Consider the following 26,283-nt stretch of genomic DNA (forward strand, 5'->3'; position numbering starts at 1 on the left):
CATGAATAAACAATTAAATGTAACCAATCCAATCTATCCAATAATGATTGCAATCGGTGTTGCTCACCTAATCAATGATACGATGCAAGCTGTTATCCCAGCGATGTTTCCGATATTTAAGAGTGAATTAGGATTGACCTTTACACAAATTGGAATGATTTCTTTTGTATTAAACATATTTGCTTCTGCATTGCAGCCTGCGGTAGGCTTTATTAGTGATAAAAAACCAATGCCTTATGCTTTACCTATCGGTATGATTAGTTCATTTATAGGGATTGCTATTATAGCGTTCACAACGCAGTATTGGATTATTATTATTGCGGTATTATTTATAGGCTTCGGGTCAGCTATTTTTCACCCTGAGGGATCGAGAGTTTCCTTTATGGCAGCTGGATCTAAACGAGGACTTGCGCAGTCAATTTATCAAGTGGGGGGAAATTCAGGGCAAGCACTAGCACCATTAATTAGTGCTTATATCTTTGATATTTTAGGGCAACGTGGGGCTGCGATCATATTAGTAATTGCAACGTTTGGTATCATTTTATTAAGTAAAATTGCTACATGGTATAAAAAACAATTGGAGCAGGAGCGTGCAACTAAGAAAAAGCGTGTACTCGTCTCAACATTGCCTCCATTAACAAAGAAACAAGTAGGAATCGCATTAACATTATTATTTACAATTATTTTTGCACGATCATTTTATACAACAAATATAACAAGTTTTTATGTGTTTTATCTAATGGATCACTATGAGGTCAGCCTTCGACTAGGGCAAATATTAATATTCACCTTCATGGCATTTGGTGTAGTAGGTACCTTTTTCGGAGGTTCTTTATCAGACCGTATTGGTAGGAAAAATGTCATTATCCTTTCTGTAGTTGGCCCTATGCCATTTTGTTTAGCATTGCCATATGTACCATTATGGGCGGCTATGATATTTTTAGTTATTATTGGTACGTTGATTATGATTAGCTTCTCCGTAACGGTGGTCTATGCGCAAGAGTTAGTCCCAACAAAAATTGGCACCATGGCAGGTTTAACAACAGGATTTGCTTTTGGAATGGGCGCAATAGGGGCAATGGTTATCGGCGTTTTAATGGATCATAAAGGCATTGATTTTACAATGATTGTTGTTTCATTATTACCTTTATTATTACTAGTTGCCTTCTTCTTACCGAAAGATAAACCTGCTTCAGCTGCTGTCTAATAAAAAAAACGCGTATCTACGCGTTTTTTTATTGTCTTAATGGAGCTAAAAATTCTGCTGGCAATTTTTCCTGATCAATTACATAGCCCTCTGAAATATGAACTTCATGCATTTTATCGTTGTAAGTAAATTTAAAGATGCCATTGTCAAAATCTGTGCCAATTTCTTTGAAGAATATACCTTCAATCGATACATACTTAGGACATGTAAATGCTACTTTAAAGTTCTCCTGTTCTTTAATTAAGTAAGCACGTACTCCTTTTTCATATGTTTCATTTGCATCATCATCGGTTGGGCGTTGAACAGCTACGATATGAAAATCAACAAAAGGAACTTCCTTTAACAGTACGTTTAAGAACGAACCTTTAGTGATTTCCTCCCAACGGCTTTGTGCGCTTTGCCCTACGATAATTTGTGAAATACTATAATTCTTCGCGACCTCTGCAATAACCTTTTGTATGGGGCGTTTTTCATTATCTTGCAAAATAAATTTTTCAACCTCAAGTTCATCTGATAACTTTTTCCATTGCTCTATATAACTAGATTTCTCTGCGTCAAATGCATCAAGGGGTTGCGAATCGACTGAAAGAATATAGAGTGGGCAATCAAGCATTGTGGCCATCTTATGACCACGACGAATCAAACGTTCGCCATTTAAGCCGTAATAAACACAAACTAATATACTTTCATCCAAACGCCCTTTTACATGCTTCATAAAAAATGTACACCTCTTATCTGTTGGTATTTTGTTAATTTCACTGTTGATTTTGAAAAAATTATCCTAAAACAGCTAAAATCGATGCTGTTACAGTGCATTATGCTCATTTATATTGTATACTTAAAAATGTATAAAAGTTAACGAAAATGTATTGGAAAACCCTTGAAGGATTAAGCTTAAATCGATAATTAGAGATTATTTAATTTATGCATTCTGTGCATCTATGCTAATTTGCTTTCATATGCCACACTATTATGCAGTGAGTTAAATAGATAGTCAAGTGTCTTCATTATGCTGATATTAACTGAGTTGTAACTGTATAAATTATCTGATTTTCCACAAGTTATTTAGGCTTGCATCGGGTTAGAAGTGACTAAATAACTAAAATAACCGTTTTTATAAACAATTAGGCACTTTAATACCCCACCACATTCCATTAATAAATTTCAAGAATACATCTAATATGTTCCTTAGCTTGAACAAATTTCTAAAGTCTTAGCACTTTACATGCCCATCACCACAAAAATTTGCTAGATGATTTAGATAGTAGGAGGTTTTCATTTGGTCACAGTTCTCATTGCGATACTTTTGCCATTTGTTTGTGCTGCTCTAATTCCATTGCTTTACAGGCGACTAAGGCGTGTCACACATCTTGGCTGGTTTGTTTTATCTGTTCCATTCATCTTGTTTCTTTTACTCGCTCGCTATATTCCTCAATTAGCCGAGGGTAAAACCTTTATTCATACATATGAGTGGATTCCCTCTTTTAATATAAATTTCACAACTTACCTAGATGGACTCAGTATGATTTTTGGTCTGCTGATTACAGGTGTAGGTAGTTTAGTCATTTTATATTCTATTTTTTATTTATCAACGAAAGAATCTCTTCATCATTTTTACTGCTATTTATTACTATTCATGGGCGCTATGCTTGGCGTTGTTTTTTCAGATAACCTAATGGTATTATACACATTTTGGGAATTAACAAGTGTGTCATCATTCCTATTAATCGCATTTTGGCATCATAGAAAGGCTTCTCGGGCAGGTGCTAAAAAAGCGATGATGATTACCGTCTTTGGCGGACTCTCAATGCTTGCGGGTTTCTTAATGCTCTATGTAGCTTCTCATACATTTAGTATTCGTGAAATTGTAGCTAATGTAGAGGTTATACGAGATCATACCTTATTTACGCCAGCGCTTATTCTAATTTTACTAGGGGCTTTTACAAAATCTGCACAATTTCCATTCCACATTTGGTTGCCTGATGCTATGGAGGCCCCAACACCTGTTAGTGCTTACTTACATTCCGCAACAATGGTGAAGGCAGGCATTTATTTAGTTGCTCGTTTTTCACCGGTTTTTGGAGGAGAGGCAGTATGGTTCTGGCTAGTTAGTGTTATCGGCCTAGTTACATTATTCTGGGGCTCCTTTAATGCTGTCCGTCAGACGGATTTAAAAGCATTATTAGCCTTTTCAACAGTGAGTCAGCTTGGTTTAATTATGAGTCTCTTTGGTCTTGGGTCTGTTGGTCATTATTATGGCTATGAGGAAAACTCAATTCTTTACACCCAAGCAAGCTTTGCAGCGCTATTTCACCTTGTGAATCATTCGACCTTTAAAGGAGCTTTATTCATGATGGTTGGAATTGTCGATCATGAAGTAGGTACTCGTGATATTCGTCGTTTAGGTGGCTTAATGTCTTTCATGCCTATCACTTTTACAATTGCTGTGATTGGTAGCTTCTCAATGGCAGGACTGCCACCATTTAATGGCTTTTTAAGTAAGGAAATGTTTTTTGCAGCAGTATTGGCTATTCGTGATGTAGAAGCATTCTCTATTGCTGATATAGGGCTGTTTTTCCCTATAGTAGCATGGGTGGCAAGTATCTTTACCTTTGTCTATAGTTTGATTTTAATTAGTCGTACATTTTTGGGTAAACTACAGCCAGAGAAGATTGATAAAAAACCACACGAAGCTCCACTTGGCATGTTAATATCGCCAATTATTTTATGCTTGTTGGTAGTTGGTATCTTTTTCTTCCCTAATATATTAGGTCATTATATTTTAGAGCCTGCTATGGCTAGTATTTATCCAACATTCCCAACTACAAGTGAGTTAACACCACATATTCATGCATGGCATGGCATCAATGCAGAGTTATTGATGACAGTAGGTGTCATTATTATTGGAATTATCTTATTTAAAACATTAAAAAGCTGGAAGCCACTTTATCGTCTATTTTCACAAAAGTATACGTTTAATACGTATTACAATCGAATGATAGAGATGAGTGAAAATGGCTCACAGAAGCTTACCAATAAATATATGACAGGTAATTTAACACATTATTTTGTCTATATATATGTATTTTTTGTTGCACTTATCGCTGGTTATTTTGTTTGGTCAGATGCCATGACCTTTAATTTTGACAAAGATTCCGCTATAGAATCCTACGAGTTAATCCTTGTGTTTGTCATGATTTTTGCTGCTGTTTGGATGATTTTCGCAAAGGGTCGGGTGACAGCCATGTTGCTAAATGGTGTACTAGGCTATTCTATTGCCTTCTTCTTTGTTATTTTCCGTGCACCAGATCTAGCTTTAACACAATTAGTTGTTGAATCAGTCACAACAGCTTTATTCCTTTTATGTTTTAAATATTTGCCAGATTTAATGCCAGAGCTACCACGTAAAAGGGTTCAATGGTCAAAAGCATTGATTTCTATTTTTGTTGGTGCAACCGTAACAATTGTTGGCTTAGCCGTCGTACACTATGATCGCTTTGAACCAGTGGCTACTTACTTCAATGATGCCTATGAATTGGCTGGCGGTTCCAACATCGTTAATACCATACTAGGGGATTTCCGTGCTTTTGATACGATGCTAGAGGTTGTTGTTCTTCTGATTGCTGGCTTAGGGGTCTATGCTCTGACAAAGCTTAAGCCACGAAAGGAGGAAGCAGATCATGAAAATTAATGATGTGATTTTAAGGACCGTCACCAAAGCGGTCGTGTTCATTATTTTAACACTCGGCGTGTATTTATTCTTTGCTGGGCATCATGCTCCTGGTGGTGGCTTTATAGGTGGTCTGGTGTTAGCCTCAGGCATTGTTTTGTTATATCTAGCCTATGATATTGAAACTGTTCATAAAGGAATGCCTTTCGACTTTAAAAAGGTTGCAGCTCTTGGTGTATTGCTTGCAACTGGAACAGCAATAGGTTCGTTGTTTTTCGATGTCCCATTTTTAACACAAGCACATACGTATATAGATGTTCCTATCTTTGGGAAAATGGGCTTTTCAACTGTCACTATTTTTGAAGCAGGTGTGGCTTTAACAGTGGTGGGGGTTGTTGTAACAATTATTTTAAGTATAAGTGAGGATGAGTAGCCAATGGAGTCTTTAATACTTGTTTTAGTAGGTATATTAGTAGCTGTTGCGACGTACTTAATCCTCTCGAAGCAGTTATTGCGTGTTATTTTAGGCACCGCTGTTTTATCTCATGCTGCCCACTTACTGATTTTGACTATGGGAGGTTTAAAAAAAGGGGATGTCCCGTTATTAGGAGAATCAGAGGGACCATATACAGATGCATTACCTCAAGCATTAATATTAACAGCGATTGTGATTAGCTTTGCTGTCACTGCTTTTGTTCTCGTTTTAGGGTATCGCGCGTACAAAACAAATGGTTCAGGGAATTTTGATGAATTGAGAGGTACGCCTGATGAGTAATATGATTGTTTTACCATTAATTGTACCAGTAATTACGGCTATTTTACTGGTGTTTTTAAAAGAGCATGTGACGCTACAACGTATCATCAGTTTATTGACATTGAGCTTTATTATTATCATTAGCGTCATTTTATTAGTAGAGATTCAAGAACAGGGTGTGATGCGCATTGATTTTAGTGGATGGGCACCACCATTTGGAATCTCATTTGTAGCCGATTCATTTGCGACACTATTAGTGTTAGTTGCAAATATTGTAGCTCTCATTTGTATGCTATATGCAATTTTTACAATGGAGCTAAGATATGAAAAAATGTATTTTTATCCATTTACCTTGCTGATGATAGCAGGTGTCAATGGCTCATTTTTGACGGGCGATATTTTTAACTTATTTGTGTGTTTTGAAGTAATGTTGCTCGCTTCCTATGCATTGATTAGCTTAGGTGGCGAAAAAATTCAGCTACGTGAAGCATTGAAATATGTGCTCATCAACATTGTTGCCTCTTGGATTTTCTTAGTGGCACTAGCTTTTCTGTATGGAACGGTAGGCACATTAAATATGGCCCATATTTCAGTTCGTGTAATGGAGGCAGGAGCTAATCCTCTTATTACAACAGTAGCGCTTATTTTCTTAATCGTCTTTAGCTTGAAGGCTGGACTTTTATTATTCTTCTGGTTGCCAGGATCTTATAGTGTACCACCAACTGCCATTGCTGCTTTATTTGCTGCTTTATTAACAAAGGTAGGGATGTATGCACTTGTACGTTCCTTCACATTGCTGTTCCCTAACAATCCTGAAGTCACACACACAGCTCTGGGCATCATGGCTGGACTCACAATTATAGCAGGCTGTATCGGTGCACTTTCAGGTCGTGATGTTAGAACAATAGCCTCTTACAATGTACTAATTGGCGTTGGTTTTATAATAATTGGGCTAGCTGTAGGCACAGAGTCAGCCTTACAAGGTGTTATCTACTATTTAATGCACGATATGATAGCTAAGGCTATGTTGTTCTTAGCTGTTGGCATGATGATCTATCTCACTAGGGAAACAGTAATTGATAAGATGAGTGGACTTATTCGTAACTACCCCTTTTTTGGATGGTTGTTCTTTATAGCAATGTGTTCATTAGCTGGTATACCCCCACTGAGTGGTTTTTTAGGAAAGGTTTTAATTGGACAAGGTGCGATAGAAGGTGGCCATTTCGTTCTATTAGGTCTAGGGTTTTTCTCTAGTTTAATTGTTTTATATTCATTGTTAAGGATATTTCTTTCTTCCTTTTTCGGCGAAACCATTATTAGCTTAGAGGATGAAAAACCTTTAGCTAAACGTATATTGTTGCCATTAACATTACTAGCTATTTGCACATTTGGGTTAGGTATTGGGGCAGAAAAACTGGCACCATTTGTCACAGATGCAGCTGAAACACTTTATACACCATCTATCTATATCGATGCAGTTTTAGATGGCGAACAATGGCAAGGTGAGGTGAATAAATAATGGCGATGCAGTTTATTTTAAATTTATTTATCGCTACACTTTGGTTACTTTTACAGGATGAAGTGACACCACAATTTTCGACATTTTTAATGGGTTTTGTTGTAGGTATGGGTATTCTATATGCGATGCATCGCTTTTATGGTACTCAATTTTACATGAGGAGAGTCTTTTCCATTATCAAGTTATTATGGCTGTTTAACTGGGAGCTATTTTTATCAAGCTATAGTGTATTGAGACAAATCACTACACCTAAGCTAAATATTACACCGGGTATTTTCACATATAAAACTGTATTAGAGGGTGATTGGGAGATTACAGCTCTTGCCTTACTGTTAACGTTAACACCTGGCTCTGTCGTCATGGAGGTATCGGAAGAGGGAGATGTCTTTTATATTCATGCTATGGACATCGAACAGTCAAAGGATGCTGTTATACGCTCAATTGGGAAATTCGAACAAGCAATAATGGAGGTGACACGCTAATGATTAACAATATATTACTTCTTGCACTTGCTTTCTTCAGTATTTCCATTGCGCTGTCGTTATATCGTGTTATCCGTGGTCCGTCAATGCCTGATCGAGCGATAGCTCTCGATACAATTGGTGTTAATTTATTATCGGCTATTGCGATTGTCTCTATTATATTGAAGACTAAAGCATATTTAGAAGCTATTCTTATTTTGGGCATTTTAGCGTTTATCGGAACGATTGCATTTACAAAATATATAGAAAGAGGTGTGATTGTTGAACGTAAATCAAATGATTGAATGGGCAGCAGTTATCCTTATTCTTATAGGTTCCATTGTGAGTGTTATTAGCGCATTTGGGATGATTCGCCTACCAGATGTATATACACGATCACATGCTGCTACTAAAAGCTCTACATTATCGGTTTTAACCTGTTTGTTAGGAGCGTTTATCTATTTCTGGGTGCATGACGGTTTTGTTAGTGTACGGCTCATTTTAGGTATTCTTTTCGTCTTTGTGACAGCACCCGTTGCAGGGCATTTAATTTGTCGTGCTGCCTATCGTTCTCGCGTTCCATTAGCAAAGGACTCTGGTGAAGATGAATTAAAGTCAAAATTGTTCCCTGAAGAGCATACGATAAAATAGGAGGAGGACTGTTTGCCCTAAAGCAAACAGTCTTTTTAGTGCAAAATAATGAAAATAGTAGAACTGCATAATTGATGAATAGATTGTTCAAAGAGAGTGGTGAAATCCCTGCACAAAAGATGAGAGAGCACTGGCTTAAGGTAGTAAACATTGGACATTTCTTAACATTCAAGTGGATTCTAAATAAGTGAAAGGGAAGTTGATTGGCTTAATCAACTCCCCTTTCAAATTATTCTTGAAAAACTAATTGATACCCAGAGCCTCTTACCATAACGATTTTAGCTGTATGACCTGGAATCGTTTCAAGTTTTTTTCTTAAATTGCTGATATGAACTCGTAAGGCTTGTGTTTGTCCAAAGCTATCCTCGTCCCAAATAAGTCGGTACAGCTCAGCAGCGGGAAAAGCTTGATTGCAATGCTGTGCTAAAAAGAATAAAATTTGGAATTCCTTTGTTGATAAAGTTAATACAGTATCACCAATTGAAACTCTTCCTGAGTGTATATGGAAGTGTAATGTATGAATAATTTTGATTCCTTCATTTACGGAAGTATGTTCAATTGGTTGCATCAACTTTTTATGTTGCCTTCGTTCAAGTAGCCGCTCAATTGTTTTTAAGAGTCGGTTGTGGTCAATGGGCTTTAAAATATAATCTATAGCCTGTACATTAAAGGCCTCTAAAGCATAATTTTCGTAAGCTGTAACAAAGACAATATCTATATAGCTTGAGACATCTTCTATTTTAGAAGCAAATTCAAGTCCAGTCATTTCAGTCATTTCAATGTCTAAAAACAATATATCAGGTTTTAACATATCAATATTTACTAAACCATCTTTTGGATTCTGAAAGGTTCCAATAATCTCAATAGAGCCACTTGCCTTTAGCATGGATTCTAATAAACGAATGGCTAAAATTTCATCATCTATAATAACTGCTTTTAACAAGCTGCTCACATCCTCTATAAAGTAATTATTGGAAATCTTATTTCAACAGTCGTTCCTTTGTTTTCGTGGCTATCAAAATGGATAGTAGCGTTGTCGAATTTTTTTAATCTTTTGGAAATATTTAAAATACCAATGCCTTGACTAGCTGTTTTTTCACCGTTTTGAATTTGCCTTAAAAGCTCTGAAGATATCCCAATGCCGTTGTCAATCAGTTGGAAAATCATCATATGCTCTTCCTGCCTTATAACTAATAGTAGCTCGCTAACCTCTTTTCTGACTTTCAAACCATGAAGAAGGGCATTCTCTACTAAAGGCTGAAGCAGTAAAGGAGGAATAAGACATTGGATAGGCTCATCCATGCAAATATTAAATTCTAATTGCTCAGGATATCTAGTACGATGAATATTTACATATGCCTCAATAAGACTAAGCTCCTTTTCCAAAGGGACAAGACTATTGGCATTTTCAAAGGCAAAACTGTTACGTAAAAATGTAGCAAAATCTGTAATCATTGCCCGTGATTTATCTAAGTCTAAATAGCTTAGGGACAGAATGGAATTTAAGACATTATAAATAAAATGCGGTTTTATTTGTGCTTGTAAAAACGCAGTTTCCATTTTCACAGCTGTTTCTGCAGACTCCTTCAATAAAAGAAGATTACGAACCCTTGTCATTAGCTCGGTAGCATCTAAAGGTTTATGTAAAAAATCATTTGCTCCAGATTGAAAGGCTGCAATCATATCCTCTGGGCGAACCGCCGCAGTCAACATTAGAATAGGTAGCTCTGTAGACGTGTAATGTTGCCTAACCTGTTGACAAATCTCATAGCCAGAGATAGTGGGCATCATTATATCTAAAATTAATAAATCAATACTAGGTTGTTGTGTAAGGTACTCAAAAACATGGTGTCCATTATCAATTGCTATAATGGAATAGTTTTCTTGTGTCAATATATCTATTAGTACCTTTAAATTAACAGCATCGTCATCTACAATAAGAATTTTTTTCTTTCCTATTTTCTCAACAATATGTGGGAATGTTAGGAAAGGATGCTGGTATGTTTGGATTGGCATTGATGGTAATTCCTCATTTGTCGGCTGACCTTTTCGTAATTTGAATGAAAAGGTAGCGCCTTGTCCGACAATAGAATCAACAAATATTTCCCCACCCTGCCGTTCGACAAGCTCCTTTGTAATATGTAAACCTAATCCACTGCCACCAATTGAATAATTGAATTGTTGGAACGGGTTAAAAATGGTTTTTAAATTTTCAGGTGCTATCCCACACCCAGTATCCTTAACTTCAATCACAAGGAATGACTGTTTCTCATAACAAGTTATATCAATTTTTCCTTCATTTGTATACTTCACTGCGTTATGAATTAAATTATATAAAATTTGGCGAAGACGGTTTTCATCAGCTTGGACAAAGGTTCCCCGTTCTATATGATTATAAATTTTGACATTCTTACTAATCGTGTAGGAAAGCACTTCTACAGTCATATGTGTAATGGCATATAAATCAACAGATGCCATCCGCAATGTTAATTCATTCTCCTTCAGCTTTGAAAAATCAAGTAAATCATTGACTAAATAGGATAGACGTTCTGCAATATTGAAAATAAGTGATACTTTTTCTTTTTGTTCGTCCGCTGAGATAGGTAAACTATTATCCTTCAGCATAGATTGTGAAATGCCTATAATGCCATGTAAGGGCGTTTGGAATTCATGAGATGTTTTAGCGAGAAACTCATCCTTTAATTTATCTACACGTATCAGTGCCTCCGTTAGCTTGCCTTTTTCTAAATAAGAATCTGCAAAACGATGAGAAATATATAGGGAAAGCATTGTCAGGCAAATAAATGGCAACAATGGTGGTAGAGCACTCAGTTCAAGATTAATATTTGTATTTAAAGTAGCAACGATAAAATAAAGCAAAATGGCTAGAGAGCTTAATGTTAAATACATTACTCCAGTAGCACGTTTGTAAATTGCTATAATTTGTACATAGAAGATATAAACAATATTTGCGAATACATACAATGAATTGATATTCTGAAATAGTGAATTAATGGATGTTGGAAGTAATGCAACCAGCATTAGAAGGGTACCTATTGCGCAAAACACTTTCACAACTAAACGATTCATATGTTTTATTAGAGCACGGTAAAAATACAACAATATAAAAAGGCCTACAGCTATACTAGAGATCATTTGCATTTTCTGAAATGGAGCATAGGAAATATTTATAAAGTCTAGTAATAACTTTTCGCCATGAGTAAGGGTGTAAACCCCACTTGCGAAACAAAATATAGAGAAGTAAAGCTGTTCTATACCAAATTTTGAATAAAGATATGAGCCAAAAAAGTAGATAAACATTGTTAAAAAACCTGCTAAGGTAATTAAATCGTAGAATATGGCACCCTCTCGAAGCTTTGCAATACTAGATTGATCCCCCAAAAAAATGGAGCTAATAATTCCTCCTCCTGGTGCATAATCAAAATTGGCTACATGAACAATCAATTCAAGTTCTTTTTTATCAGGCGAAAAATAAGCGGTATATGGGGTATTGTGGGGTATATAGCTGCTATCCTCAGCTGGCTCTCCACTATGTCCAACTCGCTTTCCGTTAATATACAATGCGTTCGACATTCGAATGTTACTCGTTTTAATTCCTAAAATATCTTCGGTATCATCGATTAAAACCTTGAGACGATAAGTCCCACTTTCAAATACAGGTATTTGTTGCCCATCAATTGTATATTTTGTCCAAGCTGAAGGGACATTAACAAGATAGCTTTGATAGGAATCAAAGGCTTCACCGTCCACTAAATGATTCGGGATAAATTCCCACTCTCCATCTAATTTGATAGGCGTATTATCGTGAAATGAATGATGACGTAAATCCATCACACCTTCAATCGCTTGCGGCCCATGCGACTTTGGTTGAGTTAAGAAAAAGGTAATGCCTGCTATCAGCACTGAGCCAATAATAATTGCGAACAATAACGATAATTTTTTCATCGTAAAAATCCCTTTCAAATGATTTATTTGGATTATACAAGATAACTTACGGCATTAATACAAAATTCCTACTAGCGATGAAATCTAAATATTGCGAGCTTAAAGGATGGCAATAATCTCTATCTCTGAACTGTTGAAATTAAGTTGTTTTTATGATGGAGGAATAAATAATGCTAAAACGGAAAATAGTAAAGTTACTTTGTAAAATGAATGAAAACAAAAATAAATTGACTTATCAGAAAATTATGCATATAATATTTAGCTAAAATTTTTTTAGTTTATCTTGATTATTATTTCAAAAGAGTATATCTTAATTAGCAGATAGATTTTTTATTCTTCAACATGAATAAATATCCAATCAACTATATTCGAGAAATGTATTCTCATACACAATAAATTATAAATAAAAGGAGTTACAATTTATGAAGAACAAGTTATTCATCATGATGCTGGCACTAGTAATAGGTGTACTTGCAGCATGTGGCACTAAAGACAATAATGCAAGCGATACAGGATCTACTACGGATACAGAGGGTAAGCAAGTATTAAAAGTTGGTACATCAGCCGACTATGCGCCATTTGAATATGTGGATGCAGCAAAAGGCGAAGAAATTATTGGATTTGATATTGATCTAATCAAATTAGTTGGAGAAAAAATAGGCGTTGATATGCAAGTGCAAGATATGGACTTTAACAGTTTAGTGCCAGCACTACAAGCAGGGAAAATTGATGTCGTTATTTCGGGTATGACACCGAATCCAGAGCGTGAAAAAGTGGTAGATTTCTCAGATAAATATAATGAAACAGAGCAAGTAATCCTTGTTAAAAAGGATAGCGGTATTAAAAAAGAAGCTGACTTAGCTGGTAAAAAAATAGGTGTACAAACTGCATCTATTCAGGAAAACTTAGGTAATGAAATTGCGAAAAAGGTTGATGTAACAGTAGAAGGACGTACGCGAATCCCTGAGATTGTGCAAGATATGATGTCTAAACGTTTAGACGCAGGTATTTTAGAGGGTGGCGTTGCGAAAGGCTATTTAAAAACGAATGATCAATTAGAGGCTTTCCCAGTGGAAGAACAGCCTGAAGATTTCAAAGCAATCGCTGTTCCAAAAGGAAGCGATTTAAAAGATAAAATTAATAAAGCTTTAAAAGAGCTAGCTGAAGAAGGCAAAATCAAAGAGTTAGAAGAAAAATGGTTAGAAAAAGTTGAATAATAATTGCGTGCGATAGCTCTACTTTTGGGCTATCGCTTATGCTTTTCATTATTATCCTTTAAGCCTCTTCTAAATTTGTGTTTGGTACAAAAAACAAAGCTACATCATGATGAAAAAGAAAGGAGGGAGCGCTGTGAATTTAGATTTTACAGCTATCGTTCCCTCTATTCCTTATATTTTAAAAGGGATAGGTGTTACACTTCAAATTGCAATCGGTGCATCCATCATTGGTTTTATCGTAGGTATACTTTTAGCATTATGTAAAATTGGTAAAGTGAATTTTTTACGTTGGTTTGCTGATTTCTATACGTCGATTTTCCGCGGTACACCTCTTGTATTACAATTACTAATTATTTATTATGCAGTACCGCAATTACTAGATATCCAAATTGAGCCTATTCCAACAGCTATTATTGCTTTTGGTTTAAACTCAGGTGCATATATTTCAGAGATTATCCGTGCTGGTATCAATGCAGTTGATAAAGGACAAATGGAAGCTGCACAAGCATTGGGGATTCCATATGCAAAAATGATGAAGGATATTATTATTCCGCAAGCAGTAAAAAATATTTTACCATCCTTAGTAAATGAATTTATTACATTAAATAAAGAAACAGCAGTTGTGACAGTAATCAGTGCATTAGATATTATGCGTCGTGCCTACATTGTAGGAGGTTCGACATACCGTTATCTTGAGCCATTACTTTTTGCAGGGGTAATCTATTACATCATGACGCTTGTTTTAACGTTCCTTGGTAAACGAATCGAGAAAGGAATGAGAAAAAGTGATTAAAATTGAAGATTTACACAAATCTTATGGGCAGAATGAAGTATTAAAGGGTATATCAACTGAAGTTAATGAAAAAGAAGTAATTGCTATTATTGGACCTTCAGGATCAGGTAAATCGACATTTCTTCGTTGCTTAAATTTATTAGAAACTCCGACAAGTGGGAAGGTAACGATTGCAGGGGATGTCCTGACAGATAAAGGGACAAATATAATGAAAATACGTGAAGAAGTAGGTATGGTATTTCAGCATTTTCATCTTTTCCCTCATAAAACTGTGCTTGAAAATTTAACATATGCGCCAATCAATGTGAAGGGTTTGGATAAGGCTACAGCTATCAACAAAGCAGAAGAGTTACTAAAGAAAGTAGGTCTGTTTGAGAAGCGTCTAGAATATCCAAATCGTTTATCGGGAGGACAAAAGCAACGTGTTGCTATTGCGCGAGCACTTGCCATGGACCCTAAAGTTATATTATTTGATGAGCCTACATCGGCACTTGACCCTGAAATGGTTAAAGAGGTATTGGCTGTTATGAAAAACCTCGCAGATTCTGGGATGACCATGTTGATTGTGACACATGAGATGGGCTTTGCTCGTGAGGTTGCTGATCGTATTCTTTTCCTTGATGGCGGCAAGCTCATTGAGGATGCTCCTCCAGAACAGTTTTTTTCAGCGCCATCAACACAGCGTGCAAAGGATTTTTTAGAAAAGGTTTTATAATAAAACAACAGGCATTTAGCTTCTCCGTTAGATGAGAGCTAAATGCCATTTTTATTGAAGGGACATATCAAATTGAGTCTGAAAGGTGTCTAATGTAAATAATTCCTCAATATGATAGGCTCCTGCTGGATGTTTATTGTTAAGAAACTCGTTAGCTATAAATGCTGCAACTTTCGCTGTTACAAGTGATTCATCGCGATCAAGAAAGTCTAATGTGAAGCTTACTTCTTTGTGATGTTTTGTCCCAATGGCTTCTATTTGTATGCCACACACATCTGAACCAATTTTAATTTTTGGAATAAGTGAAGCGAGCAAGATTTGTATACCGTTAAATTTTAATAGGCAAGCAATTCTACTCTTTTGTAAAAAGGATACAAATTTATTGAGTGGCTCAACATCAAAGCCTAATCTTGTGACGATAGGAATAGAAGGGAAATGCTTTGTTAATGTATGCTGGTCAGAGAAATTAAATTGATACACACTTCGTTTCCCAATCTTTTTAAATTTCACGGTTCTCTTATTAGTAAAATTAGCAACCTTATGATTGTTGTAGCTACTAAAGGGTTTATTTAATTGTTGCAATATCCAAAGAATTGCCGCGGTGCCATGTGTATCGCCTGCCCCAAGTAAGATGGAAATATGCATCTTCTCGAGGGAGGATAATTGCCTTGCAGCATGCATGGCCATTAAGTTGGTCAATCCTGGAGCCATACCAACACTAAAAATGGCTGTAGAATGTTTTTGTACAGCTAGTGAGTGGAGTGCCTCTAACTTTTTAAGGAAGGTATAGCTTGCAGTAATATCGATATAGATAATCCCTTCATTTAAGCAGAGCTGTGCAAATGCAGTATCCTTTTGCTCTAGACACATAATGACCAGTGCTACATTTTCTAATTGCTCTGGATGCACTTTTTCTGACACATCCAATTGAAGAGGTCTTACTAAATTTTTGTGCTGGACACAGAAATCCTTAGCCTTTTCTATATTTCTTCCGGCAATCCATATTCTGTTGGGATAGTTTTGCAACAATAATTTTGCAATTTTCCCTCCCACTTCACCATAGCCTCCGATGATTAAGATATTCCCATTTTTCATATAGTAGTTTCTCCTTTAATAGCGACTAAAGCGTCAATCATATGTGTTTTAAAATAGGGAAGGATTGTTGTAAAGCCAGCCTCTTTCAGTAAATTAATAAGCAATTCAAGATTAATCGGATGGGTTGTGACGCTAAAGGATTGCTCAAAGCGTTGCCAATGATCCTCACCTATTCCGTTATGAAGCATGGAGCTTCGCCAATAACAAAGCTCATGTTTGAACGTTTGTGAAGTTAAATCAGCATTTATCGATGAAATAAATAACACTCCATTTTCTTTTAAGCTATCCGCAATCTTTTGAAGCATTGTTCTCTTTTGATCAAGGCTTTTTATGAAATGCAAAACCAAATGACAACTAACTACATCGAAAACCTCATTTACTCTTAAGGATAGTAGATCCTTCTCAACCCACATAATAGTAGGTCGATGTGGTAGCGATTCAATTTGTTTAGCAGCCAGCTCCAGCATTTCCTTTGAGGAATCGACTGCTGTGAAATGGGCAGAAGGAAATGATTTGCCTAAAGTGAGTAATTCCTGTCCACCTCCAGCACCTACCACTAAAAATTTATTTGCAGGAGTGAAATTCTGAAGTATATTGACCATCATGTCATAAATAAGATCATAGCCTATGATTTTTTGTCGAATGGACTGTTGATAATTGTTGACAGAAGGACTGTCCCAGCTATGTATAGATCTATTCATTAAAATACCTCCAAAGCAATTTATTTTTATACGTTAAAATTTCGAGAGCAATTCCTTCATCTTTAAGCAATCATTCTGATGAAAGGCTGATGACTGTTTAGTGAAGTCACCTAGTATCTGTGTAGGACTATTCCCTAAAAATATCTGGTGGACCACCTTAACTAGGTATGAAAATAGTTTGATGTGCTAGACCTCCTATAAGTTGTAATGGCACTCTTTTTGCATATAGATTAGCTCCCATATTAAGAGGAAGTACCATAAATTGTGCTTGGTTTTTTTGTATTTGAGCTAAAAGGGTATCTACTGTTTCCCAGGTAATAAGTTCAATATCCTCTTTTGTTCTGCCAACAGGATGCTTGGAAAAATAGCAGACGAGTTAGGGGCACTAATAGTAGCTTTAATCTGAATTCACACCACCCACAATTGCTTGAGACGATTTCTCTGAGCAGCCACTAATAACGGAAGTAGCTAGCAAGAAAATAAAAAGTAAAAATTTTCTTCAAAATAGTATTCCTACTTGTTGAACTTCTGTACAATTCAATTAAGAATTATTCTCAATTATAAACTTTCGGAAAAAAAGAACTATCCCATATTTCTGGGGGGAGGTAGGTGTTTATGAAGGAAGCACAATATTGGCAACGAAAATCTGACCAATGCTTAAAGCACAGCAAAAATTCGTTTGAATATCGTCAATTGATGATCGAAGCTCTACGAACACATATAAATTTTGATGCGTATTGCTGTACATTAACGGATGTACATACTCTTTTTTCGGTAGGAGCAGTTACTGAACAATCAATAGAGGCGATTCATCAGGAGATTATGGAATTGGAATATACGACAGAAGATGTAAATAGATATGGATTCTTAGTTCAAAGTGGGCAAAACATAGGCAGGTTAAGCGATTCCTCAAGTCGAAGCTTTCGCTATAGAGAAGTTTTAATGCCCAATGGTTTTAGTGATGAAATAAGAGCTGCATTAATTTATCAAGGACAATGCTATGGTTTTTTAACACTATTCAAAAGAGCTGAAAATGAACAGCCTTTATTTAAAGATCAAGATGTGATGCTTATAAAAAGACTGATGCCAATTATGGGTGAATCATTAAAGAAGTTCTATCATTATATTATTGAGGAGAGGATTCCAGCTGTAGAACGAGAACAAGGCATTGTTATTTTTGATAAAGGGTTAAAAATTCTTTCAAGTAATACCAAAGCTTGTGAATTGCTATCTATTTTAAGAAAGTATGAAAGTTTAGCAGAAACTCAAGTTCCTAAGCCTATTCAAGCTATCTGTGCAAAACTACTTGCTGACAAGTACAATTCAAATACTTCTTTAATAGTACCTATCAAAGATACAGGCTATATTGCTATTCGGGCATCACTTTTGCTGACAAGCCAACAAGAACAGCAAATTGCTTTATTAATAAATGAAGCATCCTCAAGAGAAATGCTCAATTTCTTAATAACAGCGTATAATCTTACCCCTAGAGAAAAGGAAGTAGTATTTGAAGTTATTAAAGGGATTCCTACAAAAGAGATTGCTTATAATCTTGATATTTCAATCTACACGGTACAAGATCATTTAAAGGTAATTTTTCAAAAAGTAAATGTCTCAAATCGAAATGAGCTAGTATGGAAGATCTTCTCCCGCTTCCAATTAGATTAAAGGTGGACTACCAAAAGAAACTGCTATCTTTCTAGCAGTTTCTTTTGTTTATTAGCATTTTAATCAGTAGATTTGTATTAGAAGTTAAAAGGTTAAGAAAAATTAACCTAAAAAAGGGAATGAACTCATAGCGGAATCTATGGACCTATAATATAATGAAAAAAAGTTATAAAGAACCAAAAAAATGTAACCTTTAGATTTTTTATTAGGTAATAAGAATTATTTGTTTTACATAAATTAATTTCTGAATATTAAAATATTTTAATTGGAGGTATCACACTTATGGCATGGACATTTAGTTTTAACGTTACAAATGACACAGATCGAGATTTAGAATTGGTGGAATCACAATTGCACTGGGGATACTGGAATACAAATGGTGAAGAGGATAAAGGACCCCAATCAATTAAAGCAGGACAAACAATACAGGCCGTTGGGGTCAAATCTGCCTTTGGTCCGAATGGTTACGAATTTTCTTGTTCATGGAAGGATAATAACAAGAATCATGAAGGAAATATGCAGGAACCATATGGTGTTGTAAGCCTTTATGTTAATGTGCCATATAACAATCCCAATGAAGCAACTTGCAGAGCGAATGGGTATTTTGAAGTGAATGAATGGAAGGGTATTACTCATGATGGACATAACTTTGTTCGAGATATACGGATTTCGAATAAGATGGACAGGATTAGAAAAAAGGAAGTACCTAATAGTTTATATACAGATTGGTCCAAAATAGACACATTAAAGGTTGTTGAGAATGTAGAAACTATTGATCTAAATCAGTATATTCCTAGTGGAGTTAACTTTGAAAAGAAAGCAATATTTAAAACGTCTATATTTAAAATTTCGAAAAAACTTTGGGATGGGGTTAATGATGTAGATTTTGATAGCCTTTATTTGAAAAAGCGTGAAGTGAATGATTATTTTTCTGTTGAGGTTACTTGCATAAGAGCAGATGCTTCAAAAGTTGAAACTGTCACTAGAAGAGGAAAAATAAAAGTAAAAGATGAACAGTTTATATCGACTACAAGTAAAAAAGTAGTAGAAAAGGTTAGCACGATTGAAACCGCACTGAAATTTTCGGAAAAAGCTTCAGTTTCTGAAGAAAAGATAGTGAAGGCGAGTGTTGAGCAAGAATTACAGACGGAATTAAGAGCGAAGTTTAATATATTAAATTCTGTGACCAAAGAACAACAACAAACAGAAAGAAAGTCAATTGATAGAGAATTTGAAGCACCAAACGATAAAGATATGGATGTTGTACCTTGGATTTTTAGTAAAATGATTCTTTTATATCGAACTGATAAAGATAATGTGACAACATTAATCGGAGCATCCGAATGGGATTACGCAATTTTGAACCGTACACATGAATTCGATGTTATGGATAATGCAAAGATAAAAGTAACAACAGGAGGGGAGAATTAAAATGGCAACTTGGACTTTTTCATTAATGATAACAAATGCAACAGATCGTGAATTAGAAGTTTTTCATAAGGAGAGAACTTGGGGTATTTGGAATACAGAGGATATTGAAGGCAAAGAGCCTATGAATGTTCCGCCTAATACAACTATTCAGGCTTTAGGAATTAAGGCTTCAACAGGGCCTAATGGCTATGAATGTTCTTGCTCTTGGCGAGATAAGGTACCGCCAGGTGAAAAATCCTATGGTATTATCTCGTTATCATTAGACGTACCGCAAAAAAGTCAAAATAGAGCTGAATGCTTGGCTGATCATCAATTTCATATAGATAGCTGGGAAAAACTACCGGAAAAAGGGCATAACTTTGTGCGTTCCATCATTGTTACAAACAAGAACTCCTAAGCGCAATTAATATTTGTATGGTGATAAATATGAAACGAATTACATGTGATTTTTCTGACGATTTGATAAATTTTGATGAAATAAGCTTACGTCTCGCTACAAAGGAAGACCAAGCGGTATTATATCGAATATTTGAAGAATCACGAATGGAGTTATCTTTTATAGAGGATGAAAATGTAAGGAAAAGTATTGTACAACAACAATATGAATTAGATAATGTGCAGACTAAGAAGATGTTCCCAAGGGCAGAAAAGATAATTGTTCAATATAAAGGGAAGCCAATCGGGAGATATACCATTGATAAAACAAATATAAACTATCGATTAATTTGGATAGGATTCCTTCATACGTGGAGAAGCAAAGGTATTGGGAAGTATATTATACAATCTATGATGAAGGAAGCAACCCATTATTTGAAGGGCATGGAACTTGAAGTGGCTAAATTTAATATAGCTGCCTATCAGTTATATAAAAAGCTAGGGTTTAAGATTGTAATGGATAAAGAAGCAACATTTGAGATGTACTGGAGAAAATAAACTTAAGGAGAGATATTTATGGAAGCATTTATAGGAGTAATTTTACCTTGGGCAGGAACATACGCTCCAAGAGGATGGTTGTTTTGTAATGGACAACAATTACAAATTAATCAATACCAAGCTTTGTATGCAGTGATTGGATTCCAATACGGAGGGGATGGAAAAACGGTTTTTAATTTGCCAAATCTTAATGGCCGCGTTCCAGTAGGTGCCGATATGGGGGGACAAAGAGATGCAGGAATATCATCTTATTCGAATGGTAGTAAGGGTGGTACAGAGCAGACGACTTTAAGTATAAATAATTTACCAAGACACAATCATCTTTTTAGTAGCGCAGGTGGTATCCTTAAAAACGCTAATGCTACTGTTGCTATTCCCGTTGTAAATAATGATGGTACGACTAATATTCCAGATGATAACAGTACCCTCGGAAAAGGCATTTCTAATGGCAGGGACGCTAATATTTATAGTAAGAATACTTCAAACGGCACTCTAAAGTCCTTTGATGCTCCAGTAACTGGTGATGTATCAATTAGTGGGATAATAGGAGAGACAGGTAGTGGTACTTCATTTGATAATCGCCAACCTTATTTAGCAGTGAACTATATTATTTGTATCGAAGGACTATATCCACCGAGACCTTAGTAATTGAGGGGCGTGTTATGATGAAAATATTTTCTAGGTTAAAGATAGGCATTCTGTGTATTTGTATGATAGTACTAAATCTTTCTTCGATGACAATTGTGGAGGTTCCAAGAGTTTCAGCAACTACCTTTCCATCAAGCGAGGATTTTGAATCTAGTGACGGCGTGGGTACAAATCCCCGTATTATAGGGGATTGGGAATTTGCATTATTAAAAATTGATGGTACTTTGGATGATTCAAATAATAGTAACAATGATATTGACGATTTTTATCCAACTGATAAAAGTTTAGGGATGTCGGGTTACCCTGGTATTGTTACTACAGCTTCTATTAAGTCCATTAAAGGAAATTTCAAGCTAAACTCATTACGATTAGAAAGTGCGGTTAATGAAATTGTAGAACTCAAAATAGAAGGATATAGAGATAATACATTTGTTACCGGAGCTGTAGTTATAAATCAGTACATGCCTTTTGAAAAAATTGATGTCCCATTAACGGGGGAACCATGGCAAAACATCGATGAAATTAGAATTAGTAGAACAGATGGAGTTGCAGATATATTTGTGAGGATTTATCATTTGGATGTAAGTGCATCAGTTACGAGTACAGAAGATTTAATACCTCCAGAAATAAGCAATCCATCTATTAATGTTATGAATATTAGTAATAATAGCGTGACATTAAACTGGCTAAAAGCAACAGATAATATTACTTCTACAGAAGATTTAGAATATCAAATCTATCAATCTACAAGTAACAATATTGATACAGTTAGTCATATAGAGACAAATGGCATTGCTTTAGGAAACTATTCAAAGGATATCGCAACATTTGATATACCTGATTTATTACAAAATACAACCTACTATTTTAACATCATAGTGAAGGATGCAGCAGGAAATAAAACAGCCTATACTATGGTGAATGTAACTACACTTAAAGCGTATTCTGTAAGTTTTAGTGTGGACGGAGGAAGTACAGTCCCAGCACAAACAATAGCTCATGGAGAAAAAGCAACGGAGCCACCTCCACCAACGAAAGCAGGATATACATTTGTCGGCTGGTACACAAGCAGTAGTGGGAATACACCATTTAATTTTGATACTACGATTACAGGAGACATAACGATTTATGCGAAATGGAGTCCTGTGACGCATACAGTGAGCTTTGATGTAGATGGAGGAAGTACAATCTCAGCACAAACAATAGCTCATGGAGAAAAAGCAACGGAGCCACCTCCACCAACGAAAGCAGGACATACATTTGTCGGCTGGTACACAAGCAGTACGGGAAATACACCATTTAATTTTGATACTGCGATTACAGGAGCCACAACGATTTATGCAAAATGGAATCCTGTGACGCATACAGTGAGCTTTGATGTAGATGGAGGAAGTACAATCCCAGCACAAACAATAGCTCATGGAGAAAAAGCAACGGAGCCACCTTCACCAACGAAAGTAGGACATACATTTGTCGGTTGGTACACAAGCAGTACGGGAAATACACCATTTAATTTTGATACTACGATTACAGGAGACATAACGATTTATGCGAAATGGAGTCCTGTGACGCATACAGTGAGCTTTGATGTAGATGGAGGAAGTACAATCCCAGCACAAACAATAGCTCATGGAGAAAAAGCAACGGAGCCACCTCCACCAATGAAAGCAGGACATACATTTGTCGGCTGGTACACAAGCAGTATGGGAAATACACCATTTAATTTTGATACTGCAATTACAGGAGACACAATGATTTATGCAAAATGGAATCCTGTGACGCATACAGTGAGCTTTGATGTAGATGGAGGAAGTACAATCCCAGCACAAACAATAGCTCATGGAGAAAAAGCAACGGAGCCACCTTCACCAACGAAAGTAGGACATACATTTGTCGGTTGGTACACAAGCAGTACGGGAAATACACCATTTAATTTTGATACGGCGATTACAGGAGCCACAATCGTTTATGCAAAATGGAATCCCTTGACGTATACAGTGAGCTTTGATGTAGACGGAGGAAATACAATCCCAGCACAAACAATAGCTCATGGAGAAAAAGCAACGGAGCCACCTTCACCAACGAAAGCAGGACATACATTTGTCGGCTGGTACACAAGCAGTATGGGAAATACACCATTTAATTTTGATACTACGATTACAGGAGCCATAACGATTTATGCGAAATGGAGTCCTGTGACGCATACAGTGAGCTTTGATGTAGATGGAGGAAGTACAATCTCAGCACAAACAATAGCTCATGGAGAAAAAGCAACGGAGCCACCTTCACCAATGAAAGCAGGACATACATTTGTCGGCTGGTACACAAGCAGTATGGGAAATACACCATTTAATTTTGATACTACGATTACAGGAGCCATAACGATTTATGCGAAATGGAGTCCTGTGACGCATACAGTGAGCTTTGATGTAGATGGAGGAAGTACAATCTCAGCACAAACAATAGCTCATGGAGAAAAAGCAACGGAGCCACCTCCACCAATGAAAGCAGGACATACATTTGTCGGCTGGTACACAAGCAGTAGTGGGAATACAGCATTTAATTTTGATACTGCAATTACAGGAGCCACAATGATTTATGCGAAATGGAATCCCGTGACACATACAGTGAGCTTTGATGTAGATGGGGGAAGTACAGTCCCAGCACAAACAATAGCTCATGGAGAAAAAGCGACGGAGCCACCTCCACCAACGAAAGTGGGACATACATTTGTTGGCTGGTATACAAGCAGTACGGGAAATACACCATTTAATTTTGATACTGTGATTACAGGGGACACAACGATTTATGCAAAATGGAATCCCGTGACACATACAGTGAGCTTTGATGTAGACGGAGGAAGTATAGTCCCAGCACAAACAATAGCTCATGGAGAAAAAGCAACGGAGCCACCTTCACCAACGAAAGCAGGACATACATTTGTCGGCTGGTACACAAGCAGTACGGGAAATACACCATTTAATTTTGATACGGCAATTACAGGAGCCACAATCGTTTATGCAAAATGGAATCCCGTGACACATACGGTAAGCTTTGATGTAGACGGAGGAAGTATAGTCCCAGCACAAACAATAGCTCATGGAGAAAAAGCAACGGAGCCACCTTCACCAACGAAAGCAGGACATACATTTGTCGGCTGGTACACAAGCAGTAGTGGGAATACAGCATTTAATTTTGATACTGCAATTACAGGAGACACAATGATTTATGCGAAATGGAATCCTGTGACTGTGACACATACGGTAAGCTTTGATGTGGCTGGCGGTAGTGCTGTCTCCAATCAGATGGTGGTACACGAAGGAAAAGCAAGTCAGCCAACAAAAGCGCCAACGAAAGCTGGCTATACATTTGGTGGCTGGTATACAAATAATGCCTACACAACACCATATAACTTTAATACTGTAATTACAGCAAACACAGTGATCTATGCAAAATGGATTAGTAATAATACAGGTGGCGATAATACTGATCCTTCACCAAATCCTGATTCAGGTTCATCAACACCTTCAACCAATGTAGAGGAAATTGTAGTAGATGTAGAATCTGGAAATGGTGATGTAGTTTCAAAAACAACGATAAAACGAGCAAAAAATGTAGATAACACGATGAATGATGATGTCACATTAACAGCAGCAAGCGCAACAGAGACAATTAGGAAATTAAAGGAACAAGGGAATGATAAAGCAAGGATTATCATCCCAGACGAGAAGGATCAAGTAAATCAAGTCCAAGTGTCCATTCCGAAAAATGTGCTGTCACTTCTGCAAAATGGAGCAGTCCATCTCGAAATTGTTACCGATAACGTTAGAATTGAAGTGCCAAAAACTTCATTGGAAATGTTTAATGAGAATCTATACTTCCGACTGGTTCCTATAAAAGAGTATGATAAACAGCTAGAGATTGAAGAACAAGCCAAAAGAGAAACCGTTGTGCAGCAATTGGTAGAAGGTAGGGTTGTAAAGTTGCTTGGTCGTCCGATGACCATCGAAACTAATATGCAAAGCCGTCCTGTTAAATTAACATTGCCGTTGCCTACAGATTTAACAGATGAACAACTTGCCAATTTGGCGATCTTTATCGAGCATAGTGATGGCACAAAAGAAGTTGTACGTGGGAAGGTTGTAGAATATCAAAAGGGAATAGGTTTACAGTTTGAGGTGAATAAATTCTCCACCTTCTCCATTCTCTACTTACCAGAGAAGGAAGAAGTGAAGGAGCCAATTACTGAGGGTGTTACCCATCTACCTTACATTCAAGGCTATCCAGATGATACCTTCCGTCCAAATGCTCCTGTTACAAGGGCACAGATGGCAAGTATGTTTGCTCGTCAATTAACAGGTAACGCCATACCGCAAGCAAAGGCAACCTATACAGATACATTCCAACATGATGCTAAAGATGCAATCGAATTTGCGAAGGAAAAGGGTCTGTTTAAAGGGGTTACAGCAACGAACTTTAATCCAAACGGCTTTATTACGCGTGCACAGATGGCTACAGTGGCAGCCCGCTGGATAGAACAGCAATGTGTAGAACGTCCTGATGCAGATTTCTGTTCACCAACCTCACAAAGTGCAGTATTCAAAGATGTGAGTGTCCATCATTGGGCAAGGCAAGCAATTGATACTGTCAATGCAGCGGAAATTATGACAGGAATAACAGCAGATACATTCAATCCAGATGGATTGTTAACACGTGCACAAGCAGTGAAGGTATTAAATCGACTGTTTGAACGTCAAGTTCTCATTGAAGATCAAACACCATTATTTAAAGATGTTCCAAAACACCATTGGGCATTTTATGAGATTCAAGAAGCCGCAAAAAAATAACCAAAAA

22 protein-coding genes are annotated in these 26,283 nt (G+C 36.5%); 17 read left to right on the forward strand and 5 right to left on the reverse strand.

Going from position 1 to position 26,283, the window contains the following annotated elements; translation table 11 throughout:
* Position 1: 1 nt before the first annotated feature.
* Positions 2–1,207: an MFS transporter gene (locus tag MKY76_RS00880; RefSeq protein WP_048395769.1), complete on the forward strand. Its 1,206-nt coding sequence runs from the start codon at positions 2–4 to the stop codon at positions 1,205–1,207.
* Positions 1,208–1,235: 28 nt separating this feature from the next.
* On the opposite strand, the gene MKY76_RS00885 is transcribed toward MKY76_RS00880, so the two are convergent.
* Positions 1,236–1,922, reverse strand: a complete 687-nt coding sequence (locus MKY76_RS00885) for a histidine kinase (RefSeq protein WP_036075307.1) — start codon at positions 1,920–1,922, stop codon at positions 1,236–1,238.
* 564 nt (positions 1,923–2,486) lie between these two features.
* Here MKY76_RS00885 and MKY76_RS00890 point away from each other — a divergent pair.
* The 7 genes from MKY76_RS00890 to MKY76_RS00920 are packed head-to-tail and all read left to right on the forward strand — an operon-like array spanning position 2,487 to position 8,262.
* Positions 2,487–4,898, forward strand: a complete 2,412-nt coding sequence (locus tag MKY76_RS00890) for a Na+/H+ antiporter subunit A (protein WP_048395768.1) — start codon at positions 2,487–2,489, stop codon at positions 4,896–4,898.
* Positions 4,888–5,310 (forward strand): Na(+)/H(+) antiporter subunit B, encoded by a 423-nt coding sequence (locus tag MKY76_RS00895; protein ID WP_004233141.1) that lies wholly within the window; start codon positions 4,888–4,890, stop codon positions 5,308–5,310. Before MKY76_RS00890 ends, MKY76_RS00895 begins: the two co-directional genes overlap by 11 nt.
* Positions 5,311–5,313: 3 nt before the next feature.
* Complete coding sequence (locus MKY76_RS00900; protein ID WP_004233143.1) at positions 5,314–5,652, forward strand: Na(+)/H(+) antiporter subunit C; 339 nt, start codon at positions 5,314–5,316, stop codon at positions 5,650–5,652.
* Positions 5,645–7,150 carry a Na+/H+ antiporter subunit D gene (locus tag MKY76_RS00905; RefSeq protein ID WP_342557259.1) on the forward strand — a complete coding sequence of 502 codons (1,506 nt, stop codon included), beginning with the start codon at positions 5,645–5,647 and terminating at the stop codon, positions 7,148–7,150. Before MKY76_RS00900 ends, MKY76_RS00905 begins: the two co-directional genes overlap by 8 nt.
* Positions 7,150–7,632, forward strand: coding sequence for a Na+/H+ antiporter subunit E (locus MKY76_RS00910; protein WP_048395764.1), 483 nt, complete (start codon positions 7,150–7,152; stop codon positions 7,630–7,632). Before MKY76_RS00905 ends, MKY76_RS00910 begins: the two co-directional genes overlap by 1 nt.
* Positions 7,632–7,916: a Na(+)/H(+) antiporter subunit F1 gene (locus MKY76_RS00915; protein WP_004233151.1), complete on the forward strand. Its 285-nt coding sequence runs from the start codon at positions 7,632–7,634 to the stop codon at positions 7,914–7,916. The genes MKY76_RS00910 and MKY76_RS00915 overlap by 1 nt, the downstream gene beginning before the upstream one ends.
* The gene (locus MKY76_RS00920; RefSeq protein WP_048395761.1) at positions 7,894–8,262 is read left to right on the forward strand and encodes a Na+/H+ antiporter subunit G; all 369 of its coding nucleotides are present in this window, start codon (positions 7,894–7,896) and stop codon (positions 8,260–8,262) included. The genes MKY76_RS00915 and MKY76_RS00920 overlap by 23 nt, the downstream gene beginning before the upstream one ends.
* A 229-nt stretch (positions 8,263–8,491) precedes the next feature.
* Here the strand turns inward: MKY76_RS00920 and MKY76_RS00925 are convergent, their stop codons facing one another.
* Together MKY76_RS00925 and MKY76_RS00930 are read right to left on the reverse strand one after the other, a co-directional pair.
* Positions 8,492–9,205 (reverse strand): DNA-binding response regulator, encoded by a 714-nt coding sequence (locus MKY76_RS00925; RefSeq protein WP_342557260.1) that lies wholly within the window; start codon positions 9,203–9,205, stop codon positions 8,492–8,494.
* 14 nt (positions 9,206–9,219) lie between these two features.
* A complete protein-coding gene (locus tag MKY76_RS00930; RefSeq protein WP_342557261.1) occupies positions 9,220–12,228 on the reverse strand; it encodes an ATP-binding protein in 3,009 nt (1,002 codons plus the stop codon).
* Between the two features lie 422 nt (positions 12,229–12,650).
* Here MKY76_RS00930 and MKY76_RS00935 point away from each other — a divergent pair, with 422 nt between their 5' ends.
* The 3 genes from MKY76_RS00935 to MKY76_RS00945 all read left to right on the forward strand — a co-directional run bounded on the left by MKY76_RS00935 (position 12,651) and on the right by MKY76_RS00945 (position 14,953).
* Positions 12,651–13,445, forward strand: a complete 795-nt coding sequence (locus tag MKY76_RS00935; RefSeq protein WP_257962167.1) for a transporter substrate-binding domain-containing protein — start codon at positions 12,651–12,653, stop codon at positions 13,443–13,445.
* 133 nt (positions 13,446–13,578) lie between these two features.
* Entirely contained in the window at positions 13,579–14,238 is a 660-nt protein-coding gene (locus tag MKY76_RS00940) for an amino acid ABC transporter permease (RefSeq protein ID WP_036075291.1), read from the forward strand.
* Positions 14,231–14,953: an amino acid ABC transporter ATP-binding protein gene (locus tag MKY76_RS00945; RefSeq protein WP_257962166.1), complete on the forward strand. Its 723-nt coding sequence runs from the start codon at positions 14,231–14,233 to the stop codon at positions 14,951–14,953. The genes MKY76_RS00940 and MKY76_RS00945 overlap by 8 nt, the downstream gene beginning before the upstream one ends.
* Before the next feature lie 51 nt (positions 14,954–15,004).
* Here the strand turns inward: MKY76_RS00945 and MKY76_RS00950 are convergent, their stop codons facing one another.
* The gene (locus MKY76_RS00950; protein ID WP_342557262.1) at positions 15,005–16,048 is read right to left on the reverse strand and encodes a saccharopine dehydrogenase NADP-binding domain-containing protein; all 1,044 of its coding nucleotides are present in this window, start codon (positions 16,046–16,048) and stop codon (positions 15,005–15,007) included.
* Entirely contained in the window at positions 16,045–16,749 is a 705-nt protein-coding gene (locus tag MKY76_RS00955; RefSeq protein WP_257962164.1) for a class I SAM-dependent methyltransferase, read from the reverse strand. The genes MKY76_RS00950 and MKY76_RS00955 overlap by 4 nt, the downstream gene beginning before the upstream one ends.
* 615 nt (positions 16,750–17,364) lie before the next feature.
* On the opposite strand from MKY76_RS00955, the gene MKY76_RS00960 reads away from it, so the two are divergent.
* The 6 genes from MKY76_RS00960 (at position 17,365) to MKY76_RS00985 (ending at position 26,276) form a co-directional block, all read left to right on the forward strand.
* Complete coding sequence (locus MKY76_RS00960) at positions 17,365–18,417, forward strand: helix-turn-helix transcriptional regulator (RefSeq protein WP_342557263.1); 1,053 nt, start codon at positions 17,365–17,367, stop codon at positions 18,415–18,417.
* A gap of 282 nt (positions 18,418–18,699) precedes the next feature.
* On the forward strand, positions 18,700–19,848 hold the full coding sequence (locus MKY76_RS00965; RefSeq protein WP_048390798.1) for a hypothetical protein: 1,149 nt from the start codon (positions 18,700–18,702) through the stop codon (positions 19,846–19,848).
* 1 nt (position 19,849) lies between these two features.
* Complete coding sequence (locus MKY76_RS00970; RefSeq protein ID WP_342557264.1) at positions 19,850–20,245, forward strand: hypothetical protein; 396 nt, start codon at positions 19,850–19,852, stop codon at positions 20,243–20,245.
* Positions 20,246–20,274: 29 nt separating this feature from the next.
* Positions 20,275–20,781, forward strand: a complete 507-nt coding sequence (locus MKY76_RS00975) for a GNAT family N-acetyltransferase (protein WP_048390794.1) — start codon at positions 20,275–20,277, stop codon at positions 20,779–20,781.
* An 18-nt stretch (positions 20,782–20,799) separates the two neighbouring features.
* A complete protein-coding gene (locus MKY76_RS00980) occupies positions 20,800–21,426 on the forward strand; it encodes a tail fiber protein (protein WP_048390792.1) in 627 nt (208 codons plus the stop codon).
* 17 nt (positions 21,427–21,443) lie between these two features.
* Positions 21,444–26,276 (forward strand): InlB B-repeat-containing protein, encoded by a 4,833-nt coding sequence (locus tag MKY76_RS00985; RefSeq protein ID WP_342557265.1) that lies wholly within the window; start codon positions 21,444–21,446, stop codon positions 26,274–26,276.
* Positions 26,277–26,283: the final 7 nt, after the last annotated feature.

It is taken from the genome of Lysinibacillus sp. FSL P4-0201 (assembly GCF_038593425.1).
Lineage (GTDB): Bacteria > Bacillota > Bacilli > Bacillales_A > Planococcaceae > Lysinibacillus > Lysinibacillus capsici.